General features: G+C 36.0%; 32 protein-coding genes and 1 pseudogene. 5 read left to right on the top strand and 28 right to left on the bottom strand.

Features of this window, described 5'->3' with window-relative positions; all coding sequences use genetic code 11:
* Nucleotides 1-8: 8 nt before the first annotated feature.
* The 19 genes and pseudogenes from CER22_RS15650 to CER22_RS15560 form a co-directional block, all read right to left on the bottom strand.
* The gene (locus tag CER22_RS15650; RefSeq protein ID WP_088609087.1) at nt 9-1,553 is read right to left on the bottom strand and encodes a hypothetical protein; all 1,545 of its coding nucleotides are present in this window, start codon (nt 1,551-1,553) and stop codon (nt 9-11) included.
* Nucleotides 1,550-2,233 carry a hypothetical protein gene (locus tag CER22_RS15645; protein WP_088609086.1) on the bottom strand — a complete coding sequence of 228 codons (684 nt, stop codon included), beginning with the start codon at nt 2,231-2,233 and terminating at the stop codon, nt 1,550-1,552. Before CER22_RS15645 ends, CER22_RS15650 begins: the two co-directional genes overlap by 4 nt.
* A complete protein-coding gene (locus CER22_RS15640; RefSeq protein WP_088609085.1) occupies nt 2,230-4,236 on the bottom strand; it encodes a hypothetical protein in 2,007 nt (668 codons plus the stop codon). The genes CER22_RS15645 and CER22_RS15640 overlap by 4 nt, the downstream gene beginning before the upstream one ends.
* Nucleotides 4,237-4,461: 225 nt before the next feature.
* Nucleotides 4,462-5,394, bottom strand: a pseudogene (locus tag CER22_RS15635) (phage tail tape measure protein); the annotation flags it as partial.
* Nucleotides 5,395-5,426: 32 nt separating this feature from the next.
* Nucleotides 5,427-5,861, bottom strand: coding sequence for a hypothetical protein (locus tag CER22_RS15630; RefSeq protein ID WP_088609083.1), 435 nt, complete (start codon nt 5,859-5,861; stop codon nt 5,427-5,429).
* Nucleotides 5,813-6,343, bottom strand: coding sequence for a hypothetical protein (locus CER22_RS15625; protein WP_088609082.1), 531 nt, complete (start codon nt 6,341-6,343; stop codon nt 5,813-5,815). Before CER22_RS15625 ends, CER22_RS15630 begins: the two co-directional genes overlap by 49 nt.
* Before the next feature lie 57 nt (nt 6,344-6,400).
* The gene (locus CER22_RS15620; protein ID WP_088609081.1) at nt 6,401-7,003 is read right to left on the bottom strand and encodes a hypothetical protein; all 603 of its coding nucleotides are present in this window, start codon (nt 7,001-7,003) and stop codon (nt 6,401-6,403) included.
* A gap of 12 nt (nt 7,004-7,015) precedes the next feature.
* On the bottom strand, nt 7,016-7,438 hold the full coding sequence (locus tag CER22_RS15615; protein ID WP_088609080.1) for a hypothetical protein: 423 nt from the start codon (nt 7,436-7,438) through the stop codon (nt 7,016-7,018).
* Nucleotides 7,439-7,442: 4 nt separating this feature from the next.
* Nucleotides 7,443-7,853 carry a hypothetical protein gene (locus CER22_RS15610; RefSeq protein WP_088119542.1) on the bottom strand — a complete coding sequence of 137 codons (411 nt, stop codon included), beginning with the start codon at nt 7,851-7,853 and terminating at the stop codon, nt 7,443-7,445.
* A 6-nt stretch (nt 7,854-7,859) separates the two neighbouring features.
* A complete protein-coding gene (locus CER22_RS15605) occupies nt 7,860-8,228 on the bottom strand; it encodes a hypothetical protein (protein WP_088609079.1) in 369 nt (122 codons plus the stop codon).
* Complete coding sequence (locus CER22_RS15600; RefSeq protein ID WP_088609078.1) at nt 8,225-8,761, bottom strand: hypothetical protein; 537 nt, start codon at nt 8,759-8,761, stop codon at nt 8,225-8,227. The genes CER22_RS15605 and CER22_RS15600 overlap by 4 nt, the downstream gene beginning before the upstream one ends.
* Entirely contained in the window at nt 8,761-8,925 is a 165-nt protein-coding gene (locus CER22_RS15595; RefSeq protein WP_000869888.1) for a YqbF domain-containing protein, read from the bottom strand. The genes CER22_RS15600 and CER22_RS15595 overlap by 1 nt, the downstream gene beginning before the upstream one ends.
* Before the next feature lie 170 nt (nt 8,926-9,095).
* Nucleotides 9,096-10,085, bottom strand: coding sequence for a major capsid protein (locus CER22_RS15590; RefSeq protein ID WP_088609077.1), 990 nt, complete (start codon nt 10,083-10,085; stop codon nt 9,096-9,098).
* A 20-nt stretch (nt 10,086-10,105) separates the two neighbouring features.
* Nucleotides 10,106-11,302, bottom strand: coding sequence for an XkdF-like putative serine protease domain-containing protein (locus CER22_RS15585; protein WP_088609076.1), 1,197 nt, complete (start codon nt 11,300-11,302; stop codon nt 10,106-10,108).
* A gap of 114 nt (nt 11,303-11,416) precedes the next feature.
* Complete coding sequence (locus CER22_RS15580; RefSeq protein ID WP_088609150.1) at nt 11,417-11,935, bottom strand: phage head morphogenesis protein; 519 nt, start codon at nt 11,933-11,935, stop codon at nt 11,417-11,419.
* A 113-nt stretch (nt 11,936-12,048) separates the two neighbouring features.
* Nucleotides 12,049-13,527 carry a phage portal protein gene (locus CER22_RS15575; protein ID WP_088609075.1) on the bottom strand — a complete coding sequence of 493 codons (1,479 nt, stop codon included), beginning with the start codon at nt 13,525-13,527 and terminating at the stop codon, nt 12,049-12,051.
* A 69-nt stretch (nt 13,528-13,596) separates the two neighbouring features.
* The gene (locus CER22_RS15570) at nt 13,597-15,003 is read right to left on the bottom strand and encodes a DEAD/DEAH box helicase family protein (protein ID WP_088609074.1); all 1,407 of its coding nucleotides are present in this window, start codon (nt 15,001-15,003) and stop codon (nt 13,597-13,599) included.
* Entirely contained in the window at nt 14,996-15,844 is an 849-nt protein-coding gene (gene terS / locus CER22_RS15565; RefSeq protein WP_088609073.1) for a phage terminase small subunit, read from the bottom strand. Before terS ends, CER22_RS15570 begins: the two co-directional genes overlap by 8 nt.
* A 21-nt stretch (nt 15,845-15,865) precedes the next feature.
* On the bottom strand, nt 15,866-16,045 hold the full coding sequence (locus CER22_RS15560) for a hypothetical protein (protein WP_088609072.1): 180 nt from the start codon (nt 16,043-16,045) through the stop codon (nt 15,866-15,868).
* A gap of 105 nt (nt 16,046-16,150) precedes the next feature.
* On the opposite strand from CER22_RS15560, the gene CER22_RS33660 reads away from it, so the two are divergent.
* Nucleotides 16,151-16,354 carry a hypothetical protein gene (locus CER22_RS33660; RefSeq protein WP_088609071.1) on the top strand — a complete coding sequence of 68 codons (204 nt, stop codon included), beginning with the start codon at nt 16,151-16,153 and terminating at the stop codon, nt 16,352-16,354.
* Nucleotides 16,355-16,366: 12 nt separating this feature from the next.
* On the top strand, nt 16,367-16,582 hold the full coding sequence (locus tag CER22_RS15550) for a hypothetical protein (RefSeq protein ID WP_002166956.1): 216 nt from the start codon (nt 16,367-16,369) through the stop codon (nt 16,580-16,582).
* A 71-nt stretch (nt 16,583-16,653) separates the two neighbouring features.
* On the opposite strand, the gene CER22_RS15545 is transcribed toward CER22_RS15550, so the two are convergent.
* The 5 genes from CER22_RS15545 to CER22_RS15530 form a co-directional block, all read right to left on the bottom strand.
* Nucleotides 16,654-17,196, bottom strand: coding sequence for a site-specific integrase (locus tag CER22_RS15545; RefSeq protein ID WP_088609070.1), 543 nt, complete (start codon nt 17,194-17,196; stop codon nt 16,654-16,656).
* A 569-nt stretch (nt 17,197-17,765) separates the two neighbouring features.
* Nucleotides 17,766-17,960, bottom strand: a complete 195-nt coding sequence (locus tag CER22_RS15540) for a hypothetical protein (protein WP_088609069.1) — start codon at nt 17,958-17,960, stop codon at nt 17,766-17,768.
* Between the two features lie 219 nt (nt 17,961-18,179).
* Nucleotides 18,180-18,332 carry a hypothetical protein gene (locus tag CER22_RS33080; protein WP_165915417.1) on the bottom strand — a complete coding sequence of 51 codons (153 nt, stop codon included), beginning with the start codon at nt 18,330-18,332 and terminating at the stop codon, nt 18,180-18,182.
* 371 nt (nt 18,333-18,703) lie between these two features.
* A complete protein-coding gene (locus tag CER22_RS15535; RefSeq protein WP_000930974.1) occupies nt 18,704-18,922 on the bottom strand; it encodes a hypothetical protein in 219 nt (72 codons plus the stop codon).
* Between the two features lie 305 nt (nt 18,923-19,227).
* The gene (locus CER22_RS15530; protein WP_088609068.1) at nt 19,228-19,680 is read right to left on the bottom strand and encodes a hypothetical protein; all 453 of its coding nucleotides are present in this window, start codon (nt 19,678-19,680) and stop codon (nt 19,228-19,230) included.
* A gap of 202 nt (nt 19,681-19,882) precedes the next feature.
* On the opposite strand from CER22_RS15530, the gene CER22_RS15525 reads away from it, so the two are divergent.
* The gene (locus tag CER22_RS15525; protein ID WP_243707048.1) at nt 19,883-20,053 is read left to right on the top strand and encodes a gamma-type small acid-soluble spore protein; all 171 of its coding nucleotides are present in this window, start codon (nt 19,883-19,885) and stop codon (nt 20,051-20,053) included.
* A 375-nt stretch (nt 20,054-20,428) separates the two neighbouring features.
* On the opposite strand, the gene CER22_RS15520 is transcribed toward CER22_RS15525, so the two are convergent.
* The 4 genes from CER22_RS15520 to CER22_RS15505 all read right to left on the bottom strand — a co-directional run bounded on the left by CER22_RS15520 (nt 20,429) and on the right by CER22_RS15505 (nt 21,889).
* On the bottom strand, nt 20,429-20,971 hold the full coding sequence (locus CER22_RS15520; protein WP_088609066.1) for a site-specific integrase: 543 nt from the start codon (nt 20,969-20,971) through the stop codon (nt 20,429-20,431).
* Nucleotides 20,971-21,453, bottom strand: a complete 483-nt coding sequence (locus tag CER22_RS15515; protein ID WP_088609065.1) for an ArpU family phage packaging/lysis transcriptional regulator — start codon at nt 21,451-21,453, stop codon at nt 20,971-20,973. The genes CER22_RS15520 and CER22_RS15515 overlap by 1 nt, the downstream gene beginning before the upstream one ends.
* 27 nt (nt 21,454-21,480) lie before the next feature.
* A complete protein-coding gene (locus CER22_RS33075) occupies nt 21,481-21,651 on the bottom strand; it encodes a hypothetical protein (protein WP_088609064.1) in 171 nt (56 codons plus the stop codon).
* Between the two features lie 115 nt (nt 21,652-21,766).
* Nucleotides 21,767-21,889: a DUF3983 domain-containing protein gene (locus tag CER22_RS15505; RefSeq protein WP_088609063.1), complete on the bottom strand. Its 123-nt coding sequence runs from the start codon at nt 21,887-21,889 to the stop codon at nt 21,767-21,769.
* Nucleotides 21,890-22,028: 139 nt separating this feature from the next.
* Here CER22_RS15505 and CER22_RS15500 point away from each other — a divergent pair, with 139 nt between their 5' ends.
* Together CER22_RS15500 and CER22_RS15495 are read left to right on the top strand one after the other, a co-directional pair.
* Entirely contained in the window at nt 22,029-22,244 is a 216-nt protein-coding gene (locus CER22_RS15500; RefSeq protein WP_088609062.1) for a spore germination protein, read from the top strand.
* 958 nt (nt 22,245-23,202) lie between these two features.
* The gene (locus CER22_RS15495) at nt 23,203-23,667 is read left to right on the top strand and encodes an exosporium protein D (RefSeq protein WP_088609061.1); all 465 of its coding nucleotides are present in this window, start codon (nt 23,203-23,205) and stop codon (nt 23,665-23,667) included.
* Nucleotides 23,668-24,031 lie beyond the last annotated feature (364 nt).

Raw genomic sequence — 24,031 nt, 5'->3', positions numbered from 1 at the left:
TATCACCCCTAATTTACCCTTGTGACAGACCATGTTTTTGCAGGACGTTGAATATAATATCCATCTGGACCTATGTTTTTTCTATCAAACGTTAAATCTGGAATATCACCATAATCAAATAGAATATTATTCTGTGTATCTAACACTTGCATTCGTCCTGTAAGCCACCTTAAAGGATTTCGTACAGCTTCAAATACAACTACATTTACCCCGTATTCGAGCGGGATATCAACATATGTAGGGTTGTTTCGGATAAGGTAATTTTCTTCTATTAACCTATCATTGGCGTAAATATTTATTACGTCACCATCTTCATAATCATAATCCCAAAGTTTTAACCGTAAGGTATCTACGTTTACTGTGATTCCGCTTATGTCTGTATAAGGAGTAGGTTCGTATCCATAGTTAACTGTTAAATCTAAAGTTTGATAGAAACCATCATCTGCTGAAATCATAGTATTAATACCTTTCACGAAATAATTCCATTGTTGGCCAGAATCTCGGTTGTAAACAGAAATTACATCAAACAATTGAATCCTTGGATCACCAACTACCGCTACCGTTAGTGTCCTAAACTTCTGGATTGCTTTTAAATGATAAGCTGCAGCTACTGCTCTTCTTGCAAAGAACGTTGTCGCCCAAGGAACTTCTATCATTTCCTCACGTAAATCACCTTGTGATACATTTTTTAATAAAAACGAATTAAGAAATCCGTTTGCGTAATCTCCACATTTAACAACAATGCTATTACTGATATCCTGATCTGTTAGCTGCATATCTAATGAAATGAGGTTCTCACCTTCATTAAAGTTAAATTTTGCAGGCTCGTTAATCGCATAGTCCGGCATTTTCATAAACATACAACTTCCATCCGGTTCATGTTTAATATAGTGGAATGTTGTATCTATAATATCGCGAACAATTTCATCCCATTTTTGAAACCTCTTACCAGTAGCACCTTCAACAAGCCAACTTTGATTGGTACCAGGTATGTTTACGGGACTACCATGTAAGACAACCCCTGCTTTTTGGAAGAAGAATTTCACAACATCATAAACATTTCCAGTTGGTGCGACAATTTCATCCGATCCAGGTGTTGGGATTACTGATTTATGTAGAAGTTTCTTATAAGATGTTGTACAAGTGACTGAAATAGTACCACTTTCGGCATTTACCTTCACATCAGATACTAAACCATGTATATAAGGTAAAACCTCTTCACCGTAGCCAATAGACACCTTAAATTCTGTCTGTGGATACAGTTGATTTGTATTTGTTACTTCACTGTTATAAAACCATTCTTGAATAGAAGAAAACTTACCGTACCAATTATCAGGAGCCATTTGACCGTATTCATTTGCAAAGGTAATAGTAAATGTACTTGCGAATTGGTCTGCGTTCTCCTGGACTTCTAAACCCGTTACACGGTGTTGAATTTGGACGTAAGAAGAAGAGTCCCTTTTTTTCATAAAAACAATTAAATTAGGGGAGTTATTCCCTAATTGGAAATGACTCCCCAACATTCTAATTAAAGATACAGAACCTTCCCTCATATGCCATCAACTCCAACGCCTGCTTGTGCTGTAGATATTAATTTACATTTTGCTATTACTAATGTGCCTTTTCGTATTGTATCCACTTCAGTAGGCGGTATAATACCCCCGTAAGTACCGTAATCACCAGTGATAATATGAGTACGATAAATTTCCTTCATGAAATCACGCCAATATTTTATATCTCTAAATAGAAGAGTAAATTCTACTTCGCATCCTTTATTACCAGCACTTTGAAAACGCGGATATCCATGCATAACATTGTGAGTTTTTAAGCCGTCTAGTGACTTTGGCATCTTTGTTTGCTCAATCATTGCAATGTTAGGAACATACCCAAATGCATGATAAGAAGCTTGGCTTACATAGGCTACATCAGAAGCACCATAGCCTATTGTTGTAAATTCAATTGTTTGCGGCCCTGCACCAACAAATATTTCTCGTGCTTCCCAAGCGTAAGGCCCTCTCGCTCTAAACCGTTCAATACCATTTACCCGAACAATAAAGTATTTATTCGGCAGCATGCCATCAGAACCAATAGGAACTTGGGACATAAAATGAAAGTTATATGTCCCTGGCCATCCAAAAGTAATGGTATATTGTATTGTGTTTTTTAATTCTACTATCTCTTCAAAGAGGTAATACGAACCTGCTTTTCTATGCAATGTTTTTAATACACTCATACATTTCGCACCGCCATTCCCATTAGATCATCAGCAACTACGTTTTGTAGCAGCTTTCTCATTTTTACAAAGTCATCCGCAGATTGTAATTTTTCAACAGAGACTTTAAATGTAGCATTTTGAATTGTTACACCCTTATCGGTTTTCTTCTCAACGTGGGTTTGTCCAGCATATGGATGTGCTGTTTTGCCAATTAAATCAGCAGAGCGCGCTCCCATTTGCCCGATTTGAGTAGATACATCGGTTACTAGTTTCATTGGTTTAGGTGGAACAACAGCTTTATTTAGTAGTTCAGAAGCTCTATCTACTGCAGGGATCATGTTTTCCATCCCTACACCTAGACCTTCTGTAATAAATCCACCGAATTCCATCATTAGGCGTGAAGGACTTCGAATACCAAAGAACTTTTTAACTGCTTTTGGAATTCCGCTAACTACGCCTTTTGCTTTATCAGCTATCCAGCCACCCATTGCAGCCATACCTTCACCAATACCAGCAATGATATCTTTTCCCCAGCTAACTGCTTCTTTTGCTACATTTTTTACAATAGATCCGACTTTGCTAAATACATCTTTTACGATATCTACAATACCTGTAAAAGCTCCTGTAATAGCTTTCTTAATTGCAGAAAAGCTACTTACTATGAAATCTTTAATAGCTCCAACAACACTAAAAATAGTATTTTTAAGTCTATTAAAATTATCAACTACGAAATTAACAAAGGCTCGAACTGCTGCAATGATTGTATCTTTAATAAAATTCCAGGCTGCTTGAATGAAATTTTTCAAAAAGTTCATTACATTAATAATTATATTTTTAATAAAATTGAATGCAGATTGAACAGTATTTTTAATGAAATTTAATACCGTGACAAATACCGTTTTTATAAAATTCCAGGCGGCAGAAATTATAGTTTTTATAACATTCATCGCTGTTGAAATCACATTTTTTATAAATTCGAATGCAGCACGAATAAACGATTTCAAAAAGTTAAGGACAGTCGTGAATATCGTTTTTATGATATTCCACCCAACTCTAAAAATCGTTTGGTATGCTTTTATATAAAATGAGATTACATTTTTAATAACTTCTAAGGCGAATTTAACAACGCTTTTTAAAATATTTAAAGCAGCATTAAAAATGAATTTTATAGCAATCCACCCAAGTTCGAATGCTTTTTTCCAGAAATTAATGTAAAACTTTATAACTGCAGCTATACCACGCCAGGCTGCTTCGAGCATTTTTCCTATAAATGATACAGAGGCATGGAAGACTTTTTTCGTTCCTTCCCAAAATCCAGAAAAGAACTTAGATAAACCAGACCAAGCTGATTTCGCACCTTTTACGGTTGCGTCCCACCCCTTAGAACATGCGTCACCTATCCATTTAACGGCTTGTTTCGTATATTTAACAACTGAATCCCAATTTTTGTAAATTAAATAAACTAATCCAACAATAGCAAGTATGGCAATTGTCCAGGGATTCATGAGTAATGTCATCGCAGATCTTCCGAGTATAGCGAGCGCTTTACCTATTGCGCCAAACATACCAATAAGTTTAGGCCCAACTTTAAGGATGCCTGTAAATAATAGTGGCACCTTAGTAAGTATCGGTACTAGGAATCTTAATGATCCGACAAATGCACCTACTCCACTTGTCATAAAGCCCATCATGGCGACTAACGGCCCTAATACTGCAACCATACCTAGAATTGCTACAATCCCAATTTGGATTGGCTTAGGAATAGCACTAAATGCCTTTGCAGCAACCTCAACCGCTTTAATAATTGGGGGAAGCGCCACTTCTGCAATATCTAAGATGGCTTGTCCTAACGGTTCTAATGATGCCATCGTAGTACGCATTAACTTTTGCCAGCGAACACCAAAGGATTCTTGCTGCGTCTTCTGCATTTTGCCCATCGTGCCTTCAACATCGCCTAACGCACCATTTGCATTATTAAGCCCTAATACAGCTTGAGCACCCATGTCTTCCCATTTTGTCATTTTGTTATCGTAAAGGCTTTTTATCCCTTACTTCTTACACTTCATATTAGTGTAAGCTCGGCATACGTTTTCACTATTAAAGTGTCGCGGTCTCGTGGAGGGATTATATCTTTTCACCCTCTATGCTCTGCCCCTGACTACACTCTGCGTAGCCTTCGGTTCAAATTAGGATTCGCACCCTCTTTGCTTCATACCGCGATTTTAATTCGGCACAACTTATCATCTACCGAATACTGCAACGCCAAGCTGGTTTGCTTTCACTTTATCGTCCATCTTACCTAAATCACCTAAGACGGCATTAAATACATCTGCAGAAGTTCCTTTCCCTTTGTTGAAGTTATCCCAGACCTTTTGTGTTTGGGGAGACATTTCAGCAAAGGCATCTGATACACCTTTAGAACCATCCTGTACCCTAATACCGAACTCTTTTACAAGGTCGTTAATGTAATCGAGATTATAACTGCCATCACGAGTCCCGTTTGCCATAATGGTAAACATCTCGTTAGCAGAGAAGCCGGCTTGTTTGTACAGCGGCGCATATTCGGCCACATTATCAAACATTTCATTTGAATAGTTCAAACCTTCTTGTCCACCAGCAGCAAATAAATCGAATGCCTCTTTTGAAGAAATACCGAAATTAGTCATTAATTGCCCTGCACCACGGGTTACTTCATTGATATCAGAATCAAATGTTTTACCCAGTGTCATAGCGCTCTTTGTAGCTTCCTCTAATTCTTCATGAGGAACTTCTTTCATATTTTGATACACTTTTATAAGGGATTGATCTACTTCTTCAATACTTTGGCCAAATCCATCTTTCCAAGTTTCTTTTGCGATTTTACCAAGGTTTTCAGCACCTTTTTCAGTAAGACCTAAAGAAGATTGGATGTTTCTTTGTGAAGTATCGAAATCAGAAGCTACTTTGACAGCTGCTGCACCAATACCAGCTAGAGGTAATGAGACGCCAGCAGTCATGTTAGTACCAACATCTTTCATTTTGTTACCTACATGACTAATGGATTCCCCTGCCTTTTGGAACTTATCATGCATTCCGTTTGCAGTTTTTTGTACTCGATCTTCAAATTGTTTTAAATCTTTATAAGCGCCGTCTGCTTTAATACCAATCGTTCCGAACAGTTGGAACATTTCAGCTAACATTTACGCACCCCCTTCTGGGGCCGATAACCATTTTATTCTTCATCGTCGTCTTCCTGGAATTGAGCCATTATTTGCTCAACATGTGCTTCGCATTCTTCTTTGCTCCATACTTCACCCATTTTATAAGATGATTCCTTATCATCCTGGGTATCAGTTAGTCCAAAGGCTTTTAGATAATCATCAAAAGTAGTACCCTCTTCAAGTTGACGAGTTTGAAAACCAATGAACGCCATCTTCTTCCACTCATTTAATTCTTCTTGCTGCTCTTCTCGTGCTATTAAAGAAAATAGGTCCATTAAACGCGAATACGGTATAGATAAGACGTATTCATCTGTCCATCCATACCGCTTTTGGATCTTGTCGAAAGCACGTAACATGTTTTGTTCGGCTTCCTCTAAATATTCATCTGAATTTTCGTTTACGCTTGAATCGGAGCCGCTGCTGGAATTACTGCTGATTTGCTCCACTTCTCGCTCTGAACTTTCACTAGTCCCTTGACCTGGTTGAAAAAAGTCATTAGGTCTTCACTTTCCAATAAGCCCTGTATAACAGCAACCATTGCTTCTGGAGGGAATTGACGAAACTCATCTGCTTTTACTTTCAATAAACTAGCAAAGAACTCTGTAAAATCATCCTCACAAGCAGGAATCATTGTTAAAACACGGAAAGCGAATTCTAATCCTTTTTGCTGCTGCTTCTCTTTAAGTGCAGCTAATTGTGCTTGTTTTTCTTCTTCCGGAAGAGATTCAGCTTCTTTAGTTAGTTCATCCATTTGTTGCTTATCCTTACCGAAATCAGCAAAATTAGCCATTGCGCTGCGTCCAACCTTCGAAATAATTTTAGCGAATCGCCAAACATCCGTTACATTTAATCGTCGCATCGTCACTTTTACACCTGAAATTGTAATTTCTGTACCTGTATTCATCATTTTTTCTAAAATAGATGTCATTCCGTTCTCTCCTTTTAGCTTTTAGCTCGTTTTATGTAATAGAAAACCGACTACCATTTATGCGGTAGCCGGCGCTTTAAGTGCTGCTGTTTTCTTTTTCTTTGGTAAATAGATTTCATAAGGCGGTGTATTTGGTGCAGATTCACTGTAATGACCAATGAACTTGCATTTCAATCCAACCGTTCCTTTTCCATCTTTCAAATCAACTTCAATACTTGAAACTACCAATGCATTTCGAATAACGAAAATAATTGGCAAGTTGCTTCCTGAAACCATCCCAATCAAAGCAATATCATGATAACTAGAGTCAGGAATTTCATTTGAAGGTTTCATAATATCGTAATCTGGTTCGGTCGTACTATCTACCGTCATCCCAGGTAAAGCTAACTGCAGGTTTTCTTTTGTAAACTCTACTAATGTAAGTTCTACATGCGGTTCATCTTTTAATAGCCACTTACCGCGCACCATCTTACCTAATACACCATCAATATCTGCATCATAGTACTCACGATCAAAACCTACTTTGGTTCCACCTGTAGTTGCTCCGACCATTTCTCCTAAATCTTTTATGCTTTTAAAGTCCTTATACATGACACCAGGGCCGATTACAAAATTATCAGTTGTTCCTTCGCGGACACCGTTAATTAATTTCCAGCTCATTTGTTCTACCCCCTAATACAAGTCCGTTCGAATCGTTCGGACAAGAAATTTTGCATTTATATGAATGATAGATGGGTCTTCATCCGGTATCGGCAGCTTACCTGCACGATGTATAGAAAGTATCCCATCATCTTTTAAGCCAACTTCTCTATCTAGTAACTTCTCAATACGTGTAGCAATTAACTTCGCCTTATCATAATCCCCGTTGTCACAATACACATCGAAATTCAGAATCATACGATCTATAATTTCAACATCATCCGGATTATCTGCTTCAATTCTCATAATTGCATAAGGCATTTCCATATCATCCTGTGCAGTTTGGAATGTAAGAGCAGGGCCTTTGTCTTCACCTTCACCATATTCCGATAGATTAGCCTTTATTATTTCATCGCTCTCTACAAGCGTTCTAATAGCTGCAATAGCATTAGTCATACAATTACCCTCCCATTTGCCTTTTCAGTTCTCTACGCTCTTTCTCAAACGTTTTTACCAGGAATGGACGGGCTTCTATATTACTCGTACCAGTTTCAAGCCATATTGCTTTTTTTAAGTCACTTCCTACTGCGCCCAATACCTCTGATTGCGACCTTTTAATGTTGTACTTAATAGAGTTTAATAAGTCACCAGTACGAACAGCAGGAGCTTCACCTGGTTTGGATGCGGTATATTTACGGCTTGTATGTGGTATTTTGTATTGTTTACCACTACGACTACCTGTGAGAGTTTTTTTGACTTGATTTTGCAAATGGATTGTAGCACCAGTTACTTTTTCAACACACATATTATTGATTTGTGTTTTTACTTGCTCCATATTGCTTGAGAACTCAACTTCTACTGAACTAGACATATAGAATCACACCTTTTCACAATAAATCTCAATGTGATGATTCATAAACGCAGGATTACGTGGTTCTCCTTTTACTTCAAATGTATAATCAACGCCTATTTCTTCATTTTTGAAATGAATACGGTCGTTAGGCTTAATTTTGTATGAAGCAGGTGCATATATCTTAAAGGTTGTATCGAAATTTTGTTTGTCACGCTTAAATCTCTCATTATCAGCAGCAGAATTAGTAGTTACACGGCAAATCATATTCTCGTAAATTTCCTCTTCTGTTTCTGCATAATTACCAGAGGATTGTTTCTTTCTCTCTTTTCGTTTTACAACTACTTCATGAATATATAAATCATCCATATCACCATCGTCAAAGTACATACTCATGTGGCCATCACTGGCTTAACTCTTGCTCTAAACGCTTTTAAACCATTAAGTATCTTATTATTTGTAGCAGGTTCGTCTAGCGCTTCTGGGCTAATCTGGTACGAATAATCCCCTATACTTTCGGATGTCTTCATACCTTTCCGTTGTAATTTAGCACGACCTATTGCAGAAATAACCAAATCAATAATACATTTCCTCATAAGTACCTGCAGATCATCATAATCTTGTATCTTATATTCGAATTCATACAATTGATTTTCGGATAAACCATAAACAATACGCCCATTTACTGTAATAGAATCGGACATATCTTGTTTTGAACTAACATGAGTTACTTTTGCTATAGATTCAGCAGGAAAAGAAAGCCAAGCTAGTTTGCTTGTTTGGATGATTTCTTTCATTGGATTCTCCGGTTTGACTCTTAAATACTTTTTAGTAATAACCGAATAGTAATCTATTAGTTCTTGAATAACTGTATCAGGCATTTTCTGCACATTTACGCGGTCTTTAATGTCCTGCATGGTAATATCCATTATGTTTCTTTCTCCTTCTTATCGACTTCTTTTACAAGTTCAAAATGTCCAGTACTTACAAGGTAATCAGCCTTTTCATTTGCAACTGTTTCCTCTTGGCCATTCTTAAACTTTTGTCCATAAGCGGTGTAAGTGCCACCGTATCGCAGCGTAACTACTTTCATAATTAACACCCCTTTCACGAATGTAAACTATTACATGAAAGTTTACATTCGAATTATTGGTTTTATTGGTTCTATCTCGTTTTCTACTAAAAACAAGCAAACATTAAAAAAGTATACATTCAAAACCCTGATAACAAAGGGTTTATTCCCATAAAAAATACGCCTGGTTATTAAGCTCCAAACGTATCCGGAATATTTGTTAGGATTGCTACTGCATCCATTTCTTGAATAACAGCATCATCATCAAAATGAATTACATAGAATCGTTTATCTTCCATTACTGCAGATTTACCTTCTGTTGTTTTACGAATGCGAGTTTCATATGTGTTAACAGCAATAAAGTTACGTGGATCTGCAAGAATAATAATGTCATCTGATAAAGTAGGAACTGTAACAATTCCGTATCCCATCGGTTTATTAACTTGGTCTCCTGCTCCTAGTAATGCAGCATCACCTGCACCTGTAGGACGGTTTGTTAAATATTCAATCCATTTTTCTCTACGATTTGGTGACATAATCCAACGTAGATTACTATTTTTATATTTATTTGGCATTACACCAGATAGAGCAAAGATTGATCCTTTACCAAATCCATTAGCTTTTGCTTCTTCCCCTGTACCAGTTACTAATTTAGCGTGGTCAATAATATGCGATTCTTTTGATTTTAAAATCTTCTTTAACCAACCATCGTTAATTGATAAAAATGGATCAGATGATTCAGCATCACCATTCCAGTGTAAATCCTCTAAATCAACACCTGTTTGACTTGACATAAGTGCCATTACAGTATCTTCAAAGCCTTCCCCTTCAATATTTTCACGCAGCGTTTCTTCTGTAATTTCCCAAGGTAGACGAAGTGCTTTTGTATTGTATGGAATAGTTGATGTAGTAACACCTGCACGGTAATCCTCATCTTTATTCTCTGTTTTCTTACGTAGAATGCGGCCGCCAATACCAACTTTATCAAGTACACCTTGTTTTGCTTTACGCATTTCTTTTCGATGTAATTGAGAGAATGGTGTTGCGTCAAATGCCATTCTAAAGAATTCTTTACTTTGCTCTGAATTTAATAAACCAGAAGAAACTGAACCTGTAGTAATTGTCTTTTCAATTTTAGATAGACGATTTAATAATTGCTGATTGTTGTATGTTGTTCCCATATTAATATTTCCTCCTTATATTACAGGTTAACGCCTGTCCATATAGATTTTTTAATTGGTTGTTGTCCAGGTACTGGATCACCATCAGGATCTAACGATTTACGAACTGAAGCAGTATTTTCAAGATTACCAAGACGTTCAGCAAATGGCTCTAATGCTTTTTGAATAACCGCTGCAACTTTCTCCTCATCTGTTTGCTCTTCTGGTGTAGGCTCTTCGCCATTCACCTGCTTTTCAATCTTATCTAACTTAGTAGCTAGTGGCGCTACTGCTTGTTTAACAACCTCTGCAATATCCTCTGCTTTCATTTCTTCTTCCTCCTCTGGTGAAGCAGCTTCTTTTATTTCACTAATTAAAGCTAATGCTTCATCTAATTTTGCATGATTCTTTTGGGATAAAACTTTCCCAGCTTTTTTAATACTTTCTAATACAATGTTTTCTGCTTGTACACTGTCTTCAGATTTCGCAATGGTATAACCGCCTTTAATAGAAGAAAGGATTTCCTTCATATCATCAAGAGCAGCTGTCATCCGATCGATATCGGGATTGTTCTCCCAAATTTCCCAATAGAACACATCTTCGAACAAATTAAAAACAGCACGTAAATCACGATTCTGTCTTTCATCTACAAACCGATCTTTTACTTCTCCCTTTTTAATCTCGTGTTTCTCACCTTTGAAGAAACCGACCATTTTACGAATAATGCCTTTCTCTTCATGAGTAAGATCATCTGCTTTTGCGATTTCTACACGTTCGCCAAATCCCCCCATTGAAAAGCCAGTAACTTCACCTTTTTTAATTTCTTCCCAGGTGTCTGTATCATCAACACGAACAGTCATAAGCCATGTTCCTGCTTTTACTTCTTGTTCGCCTACTGTCATATCACTTTTAGCAATCCAGTTTTCAACTACTGTCCCTTTACCAGCGATTTCATCGTGTTGTTTATCGATGTGTTGGTAATTATCCATAAAGGTATATGCAGCCTTTTCAATTTCTTCTGCGGTCATTGTATCCCCATGTGTATCTTCTACATATGGTTCATATACCACACCTGTAACAAGCTGCTTATCTTCCTCTGTTTTAAGGATTGGAACCTGTTTTGATATATTTGGTTGTTTAGCAGATTCGCTTTTCATAATGGCAAATTGACGACCGTTTGCGCCCTTTGTAACTAATGAAACATAACTGATATTGGCGTTTTTTAGTTCGTATCCCATCGTTTTTACCTCCTTCCCTATAAATATTGGGGTTCCACTGTCAAAACGCATAGCAGCCAATTTAAAGCCGTATACGTTTTGACGATGAAACCCCAATCAAATAGGTGTGTTATATTACTCTTCTGAGATCATAGTGCAGCGACAATGAGGATGAGCTGGCGGACACATCTTTCCATTACTAAATAAATCATCAATATCTACCGTTTCCCCATGTAAACCACCACATTCTTTACAAACACGCTCATCGTTGCCTGTAAGCCATGTTTTCTTGCTTCTATTTGCACCCTTATAAGCGATTAAATTGCCGTAATTCATTGCATATGTTGTTTCTGTACGTGCAATCATCATTGCTCTATAGTTACTTGCTTCTGACATCACATCTGCAATAGAAACACTTAATGCATCGACACCCATTCCCTCACTAAGATTCTTTAACATTGTCTCTCTTAATCTATCTTTAGTGGTTTCATGGATTCCTTTTGCTAATTCAAATGCATAAGCAGCAACCCATTTTGCAGCAACGTCACCAATTGGATCTAATACCATCCAGGTTAAACCATTTGATGCAATGGTACTTTGTACAAATTCTGTTACATCATCCTGTAGCGTAGCAGTGACTTCATCGACAAACATTTGTCGTTCCTCATCCCAATCAACATTATCCATAAATTCATCAACTTCTGCTTCTGCAATTACAAGATCAATCTCTTCATCTGCTTTATTAATACGAATTACGGGAAGCAGGTTTAAGAGCCGTTTTCCCTGCTCGGAAAAAAATCAGCTACCTTCTTTTGCATAGCTTTCTCTATTTCTTCATGCTTTTCCCTAAACGCATTAATAGCAATTAAGTTATCTTGTTCATCATCTGCAGCCTTTGCAATTGGTTCTGGTGGAGAAGATTCAGTTGTACCATCAAAGAATTTTTCTCCTCCTGGTACAGGTTCATAACCTACTACCTTACGAGACTCATTTAGTTTTAATATTCCACCTTCATAACTATCTTTTGCATACTTCAAATCTGCTTCACGATCATCAGTATCGATTTCATTTAATTTGAAATGCCAATCTAAACCGCCTAGTATTTTAGCGAATACACGGAACAATTGATTGTTTAATCGGTGTTCTAATATTTCTTGTCCAGGTTCAATAATAGAACGCTTGTACATCTCATTCATTTCTTTAGCAGTTGTTTGTCCTAATGAACCTGTCATAGCCCAACCAATACGATAAGGCGGTACGCGATGGGCCACACATATCTCCATTGCGCTATCCTGCTTATACAAACGGAAACTACCTTCTTTTACATCAGGGCTGACTTTTTCCAATCTAGCTTTTGCTCCTGATGGAACAGGAACTACGGCCAACTTATGATGTTCACCCTTTGTTTCTGCAGAGAAGAACGCTTTTAATTCATTTTCCGTTCCCTCATCTATTTCATCGACGCCCTCAAGAAATAACAAAGCATCTGGAATAGTCTTACCCGTGAAAAAGTTAATATTGTAATCTCTTACTGCTTGAGAGCCAACTATTGAGCCAATAGAACTAACGTAATTAGGTATCCCATAATAAGAAGAACGAGAACCGAATTTGCGAATAACAATTACTTCTCCGGCTTTTTCTGTTCCATCTTCTGCAATATCTTCTGCATTTAATTCCTTACCATCCGCAAGACGAAACTCATCAGGATAACCGAACTTTTTGAACCATCGTTCTTTGTTACTTACGATTTGAGCAAAGCGAATTTTATCTTTATGGGCACGAACTGTATGAGCTGGAATGTGGTATAATTCTGACGGTTCACCTTTGTTATTACGAACAACTTCAATAATTCCCCAGCCAACTGTCTCATAATCATCCCATACGGCTCTTATGATTTCTGAACTTGTCATTTCTGGATTACAATTACGCATGAATTCTTTTAATCTTTTATACTGCTCCTGGCTCGCTGCTTCTTTTACTTCTTCAAAAGGGGCAAAGTCAAAACCAACACCAGCAATATCATCGACTTTTGCGCTAATACAAGCAGAATGAATAGGATTACTTTCCTTTATATCCAGTAGAGTTGCCATATCATAAGGAGGTTTAATTAATCCTTTATCACTATATGATTGAGCGAATGGATCAACTGCCATTTGCTTGCTGTTATCTTCCTTATTCTTTGGGTCGTCTGCAGCTTTATTAATACCAAATACTTTTACATTCTTTATGGTTTTCTTATCGCTCATATCGTTTGTATGTCCTCCTTTCTTCTATTAATAAAGAGCAAAAGAAATAGCCGAACAATTAATGTCCGACTACACTCTTTTAACCTTTCCACCCATAACTACTTTTGGTTTATAGAAGGCTAGAACTATAGCATCTGCTCTATCAGGTGATTGCAATCCGCGTTTCTTCATTTCTTCTTTTCGCTCTAATGCAATCTTACCTCTACTTGTTAGTCTGTATTTACGGCTAGAAAATTGAGAAATCATTTTTTCATCATTTGGAATCTCCATTGTAGGTTCTTCACCCTGTATAAATGCTTTCATATTCTCTTCAAGTATATCCCTAACTACGGCCCAACCTTCTGCACCTGCATTATCATAATGCTCATCATCAAGCGGCTTCCCGTTATTCACAACCGGATATACTTTGAATGGTAATCGTTCAGATTTAATAACTTCTTTCAATCTGTCCGTAACACCACCACCAACACCACTATCATCGACTTTTATATCAACTCTTTTTAACTGCTTGTACTTTGCCATGTATTCCTTAGCTAATTTCAATACTTGACCAGCAGTTTCCATAGTATCTTGTTTATAGTGGTTTAATAATTTAAACACTTTATTTCCTATCCTTGGAGCAATTACAGTTTCATCATCACCAAATCGTGCAACGTCAACACCTAAGTCAAGTGTTTCACCAGTTGGCTCCACTTTACAAGATGCTGCTTGCTCTACAATTTCTAGTGGAATAAAAGCGTCTGCTTCTGCTTTAGGAAATTCACCAAGTACACGTACACGCCAAACGTCTGAACCCTCGCCATATTTCTTTTTCAATACTTCTATATTGTCTTTACTGGTTCGAGGGCTATCTAAGCTAGATACTTTATGTATTTTATATAAATCTCTGTCACGATTATGAGAATCATAAAATACACCGCTTGTTCTTGTTGGGTTTCCACATAAAAACAATTTATTTTCTGCACCAGATAAAGTACCAAGTATAGCTTCCATAATAGGATCTGCTATACCAGAAGCTTCATCACATACAAATAACATATAGTCTTCGTGAAAGCCTTGCATATTCTCCGGCTTTGTTGCGGTTCTAGCAGTAGCAAACCAACGTTCCTCACTGCCAATCATGTATACTCGTGTTTTAGTCCATTTAAGTAGATTTTTAACCGCACTGCCTTCTAACCATTTCGCTATTTCAGCCCAAAGTACAGTAAATAGCTGTTCCTTTGTAGGAGCTGTACAAATAACTTTTGGATTCGGTCTACAGCAGAGGAACCAAATAACAACAACTGACTCAAGACCTGTTTTACCAACACCTTGGCCAGATCGTACTGAAACCTTTGGACTTTGTGCCAAATCCATAAGAACTTTTCTCTGCCATTCATCTGGATAAAAACCAAGCATATCCTCGGCAAACGCAACTGGATCATCCCAATAAACATCGATAATCTCCATAAATTCACTAAAAGCCGTATTACTCATTAGCTTCAGCTTCCTTTTGTTTACGTCTGCGCTCTGCTATCTTCATAAGTGACTCTTTCCAGTCTTCTGTATTCTGATTAGTGTCACCATCAACTTTAATAGAAGCAATTTCTTTCTTAAGTTTCTCAATTCGTAGTTTTTGTTCCTCGGTATTAGCTAACCTATCGTATTTTTCAATAAGGGTTACTAGCGTTGACATTGCTTTCGATTGAGCATTTAAAAAACTAGCTTGCTTATCCCAGGCGAATTGAATTTCCCATTCTTCCTCAAATCCGCTTTCGGTGAGCTTTTTCTTTCGAAGTTCCTTTGTCATGTCCTCTTTATCTCTAATAAACATGATACGTTGAGCATGAATGATTTGAGTGTACTGCAGCATAATACTTTCCCATATGATTGCTAAAGGGTCATTATTAATTGCTTCTATTAATTCTTCTTTTAAATCAAATATTTCTTGCGGTAAGTACTTTCTATATAAACCATGAGTAGCTGCATTACCATTACGTAGTGGAGCAGCACCACCGGAATTACCGACAGCATTTTTATTACCTTTTTTAGCTCCACCACGATTATTTACAGCATTCTTATTACCTTTGGGTGCTCCTGGTTTCTTTTTGGAGTACTCCGTATCTTCCATTGGAGTACTCCGTTCATTTTTATGGAGTACTCCATTTAATTTGTCTATCCATCCATCTTTCGATTTCCATCCGCCAACTGTTTTTTCACTTACAGTTTTTTCGGATGTAGACAACAATTCGGCGATTTTACGATTCGTAATATCACCATTATGATCTTTAAATATTTCATACGCTTTGTTACGGTCTGGACTTCGTTGTCTGGCCATAATTACATAACACCTGCCCCCTTATCCAATTGTTTGCACTTCCTTCTCTAAACACTCAATGCATATATGAGCATTATCCGTATTTGCTTCACGGATATATGTTTTATCAAAATGAGTAATAGTTAATGGCATTTTTAATGCCCACATGCAAGGCTCATTACAAACAGAGCATGTAGGAACGTTTATAGTTTCTTCTTCCATTTACACCACCTCACGGTAATTCCTTTAAATCCTATTATTGCAAATCTGTTTATCTAAATGTAAAATTATAGATAATCTCTAACATTTTGAATCGAGGTGAAAATCATGAGAAATTTTAGTTCATTATTGATTTCTACTATCTGTTCAACCATCCTTTTAGTTTGGAATTCCCTTTCTTTTTATACTGAATTCACAACAGGACATACATACTACTGGATTTACGGTATCATAGCCTTGGTTTTTCTTCTATTCTTTATCCTAAACATGCGAGATATCATCAAGAAAAACTACAGAACATCAGGACAATAGGAGTTGATACATATGTGGGAAAGATTTAAAAACTATAAGTATTCCTCAAAAGAATTAAAGTTCATGCTTTGGTTATTTGGTATTACTTGTTTTGTACACTCAGTCGCTTTCTTTGGCGGACTATTTTCTTCTGAATTCCTTTGGTTTAAAGGCCTTTGTGCTATAGCAGCATTGCTAGCTTTTATGGATGTTAAGCGGAAAATCAATAAGTATAAGATAGCATTGTGAAAAGGAGCCTATAACGGTTCCTTTTTTTATGTAAAATAAAAAAGCAGCAAACGCTACTTTTTTCCTCTTATTTATAAACTGAAATCTTCTAATGATTTATCAATTTCATCTTGTTGAATTCCTATATAACGCAACGTGATCGACGGAGCGGAATGATTAAAGATCGTTTGCAACATTACTACATCTTTTGTCTTTTGGTAATAATGATAGCCAAAAGTTTTTCTAAGAGTATGCGTTCCAATTTCATCAAGTCCTACTTTTTCAGCCGCAGCATTCATAATTCGATAAGCTTGAATTCTCGTGATCGGTTTTCCTGTCTTTTTAGAAGCAAATAAGCAATCTGTTTCATTCATTCCACTTACATACTCATTTATTTTTTCTCTTAACGCTGTATTGATAATGAAACGTTTCTCTTTTCCGGTCTTCTGTTCTTTAATTACAATGTGAGTTCTTTCTTTCACATCATTTACATGTAACTTTAATAAGTCACTAATTCTTAGACCTGTATTGATTCCCATTTCAAATAAAAATAAATCACGATAAGATTGGCGACGTAAAACCTCTTTCACTTCTTCCAACTTTCCTTTATCTCGAATCGGTTGCACAAACTTCATTCCTTACCCCTCCGTACATTATGTTACATTAGATGTATCTTTATTATACAATATGTTACATAAAATATGGTAGTTATTTTTATAAAACAATAGAAACCTTGATATAACAGCATTTCTCTTTAAAATTCTAATGTAACAAAATATATGATGTGTTACATTAAATAGCATTTTCAATATTTTTCCATTATATGGGTTGAGTTGAGTTTGTTTTGTTAACTACCATTATTTTTATCCATTTGTGGAGAATGCTTCTTCAACTCGTATATAGAATTGTAAGGCAAAAAACGAGAGGGGGAAAAATTATGAAACTAAAAATCAAAACACCAAACGGATTTAAATTAAAACTTTGCATCTTCCCAGAATTAATTAGCACTATTGGATTATTAGTTCTATATCTCCACCTAGCAGGGCTCATTTGAGCCTTGTTTATTCTCGTTCGTTGTGTTTGTTTATTTTGTTAGACCTTAAATCGAATTACAACTACATTCTTCGTATTTAATAAGTATAAATTTAGAAAACCCATAAACAAAAAAAGAGTGCTGTGAAGAAACGCACTCATTCAAAGGACTTTACCAATCTCGACGATTATCGCTATCACAGTCACGATCATGATTACGTCTGCGACGGCATTCATCACAATCGCAGTCACGGTCACGTCTACAACGACGGTCATCACAATCTCTATGTCTGCGTCTACAAAACATTAAATCATCCCAAAATCTATTACAATCTCTGCAATGTCTGAAATTACAATTACATCCCATAAATATGATTACCTCCTCTCAACTCTAGGATTCATCATATTCTATGCTAAAAAACAAAAACAGCTTGTTTACTAGTCTATATTTTGCATTTTAGAATAATAATATTCATATTTAATCTTCAAATTGCAAGTCTATTTCACCACTTATCACCCCTTAACAACAAACAAGACGCCACCCAGATCACGGCAGCGCCTACGATAATTGCTATTGGTTTAATCATTATTCCGCTAATAATCCTAACTCATGTTGAATCCCTGAGAACGAATAGCCATATACAAATCCAACAATACGAATACCTGGAGCTACATACTCTGCACCTTCATTTACAGCTTCATTAAAACACCGCTCTAATCCATCTAATGTTAAATCCATTATTCATCCTCCTCCAAAATAAAAAGCACCCGAATGGATGCTTTTTTCATTAAGTATTAATTTGCACTTTAACTACGGTAAATGAAGTTTTATCCTTCTTCCAGCTACCTAATGATGCTGCACTAATCTGCACCAACATTATTAAGTAGCCGGAAGAAGAGCAAAAGCTCTCCCTAATAACGGTATCATTCAATCACTACCATCTGCTGGTTTCGGATTTTATGTGCCATCATTACGAACCGTTTAGAATTTTAAAAACAACATAATGAGTTGTGTTTCCCGCCACTTCCCACAATACAAATATAACACGTTAATTCCAAAATAACCGGCACATTTCCTGCCAAAAAGCGGTCACGACTCTGCCAACTTTTTCATAGTTCAAATTTTTCCACTGCATCTGTTAATTCCACTGATACACCGAATATACTTTTTTTCATTTCTGTCATTTTCTTTTTTATAATCCACTGTGGATAATTCAATTCTTCTAGAATATTTCTAAAATAAGTTGGATTCAGCTTTAACACATCAGGATTTCTTCCAGTATTCCTTTTGTATCTAATTATTACTTCTAATAGTTCTTCATTTAACATGAATCACAATTACCTCCCCCTTACATTTTATATTTATGTATATACACCATTTGATACCTTGATACTGCCACTTACCCATATCTTATATTGTGTGTAACTGAGTCTATCACTGAATCCCTTGCTATCAGTGATTTCATTTAACTTTCTCTTTTGAGTTACACAGTACGAAATTTATGAGTAACTGTATAGGGATACGACCAGCATTTTTCAAAATAACCTACGCTATGCGGAAAAATAAAATGAACTGCCCATGTAGACAGCTTATTTACATAATTATCGTTATTAGAAGTTGTATGGATTTCTCTTCATTTACAGGATTTGATACTGTTTGTTAAAACAGGTAATCCTAATTTCTCGGTCTTAGAATTAGATGGGCGTACTTGAATCTGTACCCCTTTCATTTCTGCTGTAATAATGTCAATTCTCCCCACCCAAGTAGGACCACCATCTTCTTCAGAAGGATAGAGTTTGAATCGCCAACTAATTTTCTCTGGAATGAAGGCAAAACCTTCGTATGTATCATAATTACCCAGAGTGTTTGGGTCAGGTAGGTGTACACCTAGAATGCTTATGTTTGTTCGTGGAAAACTCTCTGTTAATTTCACCTTATAGACCAAAGCAACCCCTTTGGCATTTTTGTCTGCTTTATTGAGTGGATTTAGTATAACACTACATGGTAGAGATGCAGATGCATGTGCTTGATAAGGGCTTAAAACAATGGTCATACACATTACTAATATCACGATAAATTGTCTCATAAGTTCCTCCAAAGGCTTTTTAGGTTATTTTGCCTTTACAGAATTTTAATTATGACTAAATCATTCATGACAAGTAGGCTGTATATCATATTTATGTAAAGTTGACATAACGTCCTACTATTAGCAATCGTATATTCGTTAAAAGCTTTTTTGGATAATTACGATCTTATTGGGAACATTAATTTTTATGGAGGTGATTGTAATGAATAATAACAAACAACCAAACAAAACTTCTGTAGGAACAAACGCTGCATCTGCATCTGCATCTAACAAATTTGGAACGGAATTTGCTAGTGAAACAGATGTACAAGCAGTAAAACAACAAAACGCTCAAGCAGAAGCTAAAAAGAACCAACAATCTAGCCAACAATAAAGTTAACAAACAAAGGATATTTTCCATAATCGTGGGAAATGTCCTTTGAGCAAACTATCCAAGATGCAATAAGGCATCATTTTTGGAACCCAATTACGTAATAGAAAAAGACTACTTCTTTTAACTGGAAAAAGGTAGTCTTTTTCTGTTTTTAAGATGTATATGGTATACAATTTTAGTTAACATCTCACCAAGGGATCTTCTTTTTTTGTTCTATGGATCTGTGCATTTTTTTATACATTCCTATCTTGGCGCGGTTTTAGGGTTCTTGTTTGTTATTGGATTAGCCGAAAAACTGTATAAAATTTCACATGCTCGTAGCGTAGGGTTTTTCAAAAATGCTGCGATACCCCTTTAAAAAGAAATAAGCAATGATTAGATTTTAAACCTAGTCATTGCTTTATCCATTGCATCTTGGTTTACACCTATATAACGTAACGTGACCTTCTCTGACGAATGATTGAATATCTCCATGAGTAATGCTATGTTTTTCGTTTGCATGTACATATGATACCCGTACGTCTTTCTTAATGTATGTGTGCCTATCTCATCCAATCCGAACTCTGCTGCGGCTATACTTAATATCTTATATGCCATGCTGCGACCGATAGGACGATTCTTCCCTTGTCTACTTTGTAACAAATACTCATTATCTTCTCTTTCTTCAATAAACCATTTAAGCTCTCTTTTAAGAGATGTGGTAATTTGTATTCGTTTCTGCTTCCCTGTTTTCTTTTCTCTCATAGATATATGACTACCCTTGACATCTCCTACCTTCAGTTTCAAAATATCTGAGATTCTAAGACCTGTATTGATGCCCATAATGAAGAGAATGTAGTTACGTAAGCTCTTTTCCTTAAAGTACTCTTTAAGCTGCTGTATTTGCTCTGGATCACGTATTGGTTGAACGAAATTCATTATTCATTACCTCCCGTTTCTTCTGTCTCGCAAACTTCTAATCCTAGCGCAAAAGCAAGTTTATAAAACGCTTTAGACTTCCAACGGCGGTAAGTACGCTCTGACATTCCTATTTCGTTATAAACCATGTAATCACATACGTCCTCTTCTTCTAAATAACGTTTATAAATAATATCCCTTTGAATACTTCCAGCACGTCCGTTTCCTAATCGAGTTAGAAACTGATCAATACGTAATGACATTCTCTCAAGCCACTCTTCTCGTTTGCTTTGTTGAATATTCGCTATAGCAACATCTTCTAACGGTTTTCCGACTGCATGTGTAGGACCGTGCTCACGTATTTCATAAGAAGGAGTGACTTTCATTTCTTTACGCATCATCCCAAACTGTCTATGTATACGTACGCTTTCCAACACACCTTCTAATTCCTCTTGTGTTGCTGTTCTATCAATTTTTGGTAAGAAAGATAATTGTTTAGTCATGTAAGACCACTCCTTTTTATTTTTAAATTACTTTTGTCTTAAAGCTCCACGTCTACGTTCATAACGTGGGCCATGAATTCCCATTAAACCTTCAATGTCCCGAGTGCTTAACTTCTCTTTTCGCTTTTTCTTAGTTTTCTTTTTCGTTTGATTTGATTGTTTTTTCCACTCACGTAGCTGATCCTTTAACGGCTTCATTTCCCCATCTCCCTTTTCAAAATAAAAAGGACACCTATTCCTAAAACAGCTTTAATTGCTGCTTTAATGAATTGGTGTCCTCTAGTTTTCTAGCCGGACTGTATTCTGTTTGAGTTCACTTTAAAATACCAGCTTGTACAAAAATGTTTCTCCAAGCTTTATTGACTTGATACTTTTCAACTGATTTTGCACGGCGAGCAATTGCTTTTCTAATTTTTCTTTTCTTCAAAGCTTTCATTCTCCCAACCTCACTTTAAAAGGATTATTTTATTAAGTTTTTCACCAGCTATATCTTCGAATTTTTAAACTCAGATGAACCTCTAGACACATACACCATATACTAATTTAAATACTCCCTAAGAAAGCAGGTGAAAGCTATGCCATCTATTCTTGGAAACCTTGTCGTACAAACCAGTAACGGTTCTTTCAACTTAGGTGATTTTTATAACGTTTCTCCAAAAGGAAATACAAAATCTTATAATGGTTCAGGTTCATCAAATAATGCTTTTATTACCAATAACTTTAGCGGTGTTAGTGCAACAAACACATTCGATGCTGATGTTGCAGACCAAGATCAAGTAGTAGCAAACTAAAATTATTCATTTCCCTCAACCTCCCTGAATAAAACTCAATATTCCGTCCATACTATAGATAACCCATCTTTAATGTACTGTAACCAGTTAGATTTTCTTTAAGACTGAGCAGTTAGCTTTTGCTAGCTGCTCTTTTAGTTATTAGGAATTTATAAGTAATTCAAATTTCCATTTCCTCGAATAAAATCCAATATTCCGTTAACACTAAGTACAAGCTGCTTTTTCCCCAAAGTAGTCCATTGTTGCAGGGTTTGTGAGAGCAGTTAGCTATGATAACTGCTCTTTTTTAGTTTGTCCGAATAAAATTCTAAATTCTGTCCAATACTATAAATGGGCTGATACAGCTTGAATTCACAGTGACCTCTGTAATTTTCTTTTTCCCTTTCTCTGAGGGCTGAGCAGTTAGCTTTTGCTAGCTGCTCTTTTATATTGAGTTAATAATAAAATTTAGGTCTTATTTCTTTTTTTACACCATATACTTCTAACCTAGACCCAGCTCAAAGTGTTACCTCCTATCTTAAAGAGCACTTATGCATGGTGCTCTTTTTTAGTTTCCTTATTTCTACAAAATGAAGTTTTTGTTTAGTTTTCTTTCATTTCCGAATAATATTTTCAACCCTGTTCATACTATTCTTGTACCTTTAAGTTACGAACTATTTCTGTAAGCGCAGCGTTTCTTTTGTACAACGAGCAGTTAGTTTTATTAACTAGCTGCTTTGTTGTACAAAAGAAATACTTTTTTAAAACTGCACATTTATTAAGAACATACATAAAATATCATGTGGTATTCTTTTTCAATATTAGTTTTGGTCAGAGAGCGCCCTGGATGGCGCTCTTTAATTTTCAAATAACATTTCCAAGTAATTACGAGAGCGGATTTTAATATATTGTACAAGCACTATTTCGCTTTATTAAATAAACTATATAAACATCTAAAAGAAGGGAGCTTTAAATTCATATGGCTGATTACTTTTATAAAGATGGTAAAAAGTATTATAAAAACCAATCACATTCGGACCATCAAAAAAATAACTGTTTTGTTGAGACTCATACAATTGGTGGTTCAGGAGAAAATTTAAATGGAAATATACCTACATCTATTGACCTCCTAGATACCACTCCACAAATAGTATTTGAAGATTTCACCAACAATCACAATAAAACATTAATTCAGTTATTCGTTGTCGGTATGAGTGCACCCGTTCAAGTAACTATTCTAACAAGAAGATCTAGCATACCAATTACTACTACATTACAACCCGTTCAAACAAAAATATTTCAAGTTGAAGATTTTCAAAGTCTTACTCTTACAAAGCAGGAAGGTCCTACTAGTCTAGTTAGTTTATTTATTCAAAAAACATTTTGTATCTGCTGTAACGATAATAACGATTCATGTGATGAATATTACCACGAGTGCAAGTAATAGATTAAATCTCCAAAAGGACCCTTTATATAAAGTTTTTTTCCTTTCACTCCCCTCATTTTCCCGTTTTTTATTAAAAATTCTAAAACATGTTAATACTATAGATACACCAAGGTTGAATACGAATGACCATTGTGTTCTTCTTATTCACGGAGCAGTTAGCTTTTGCTAGCTGCTCTTTTATTTGTAACAGGCACTCATATAATATTCTGTGTTCCTTTCTCTATAAAAAAGTCGTTACAAAATGAGTCTCGTCACGAGAGCACTTTATTAAGTGCTCTTTTCTTGTTTCAAATACATACAAAATGAAATTTTTACCACATAGCTAATTGTTAAATATTTTACGCTTATACATTATAATGGA

Origin of the sequence: Bacillus sp. K2I17 (assembly GCF_002209985.1) — a bacterium.
GTDB lineage: Bacteria > Bacillota > Bacilli > Bacillales > Bacillaceae_G > Bacillus_A > Bacillus_A wiedmannii.
This window is presented reverse-complemented; position numbering and strand designations above follow the sequence as displayed.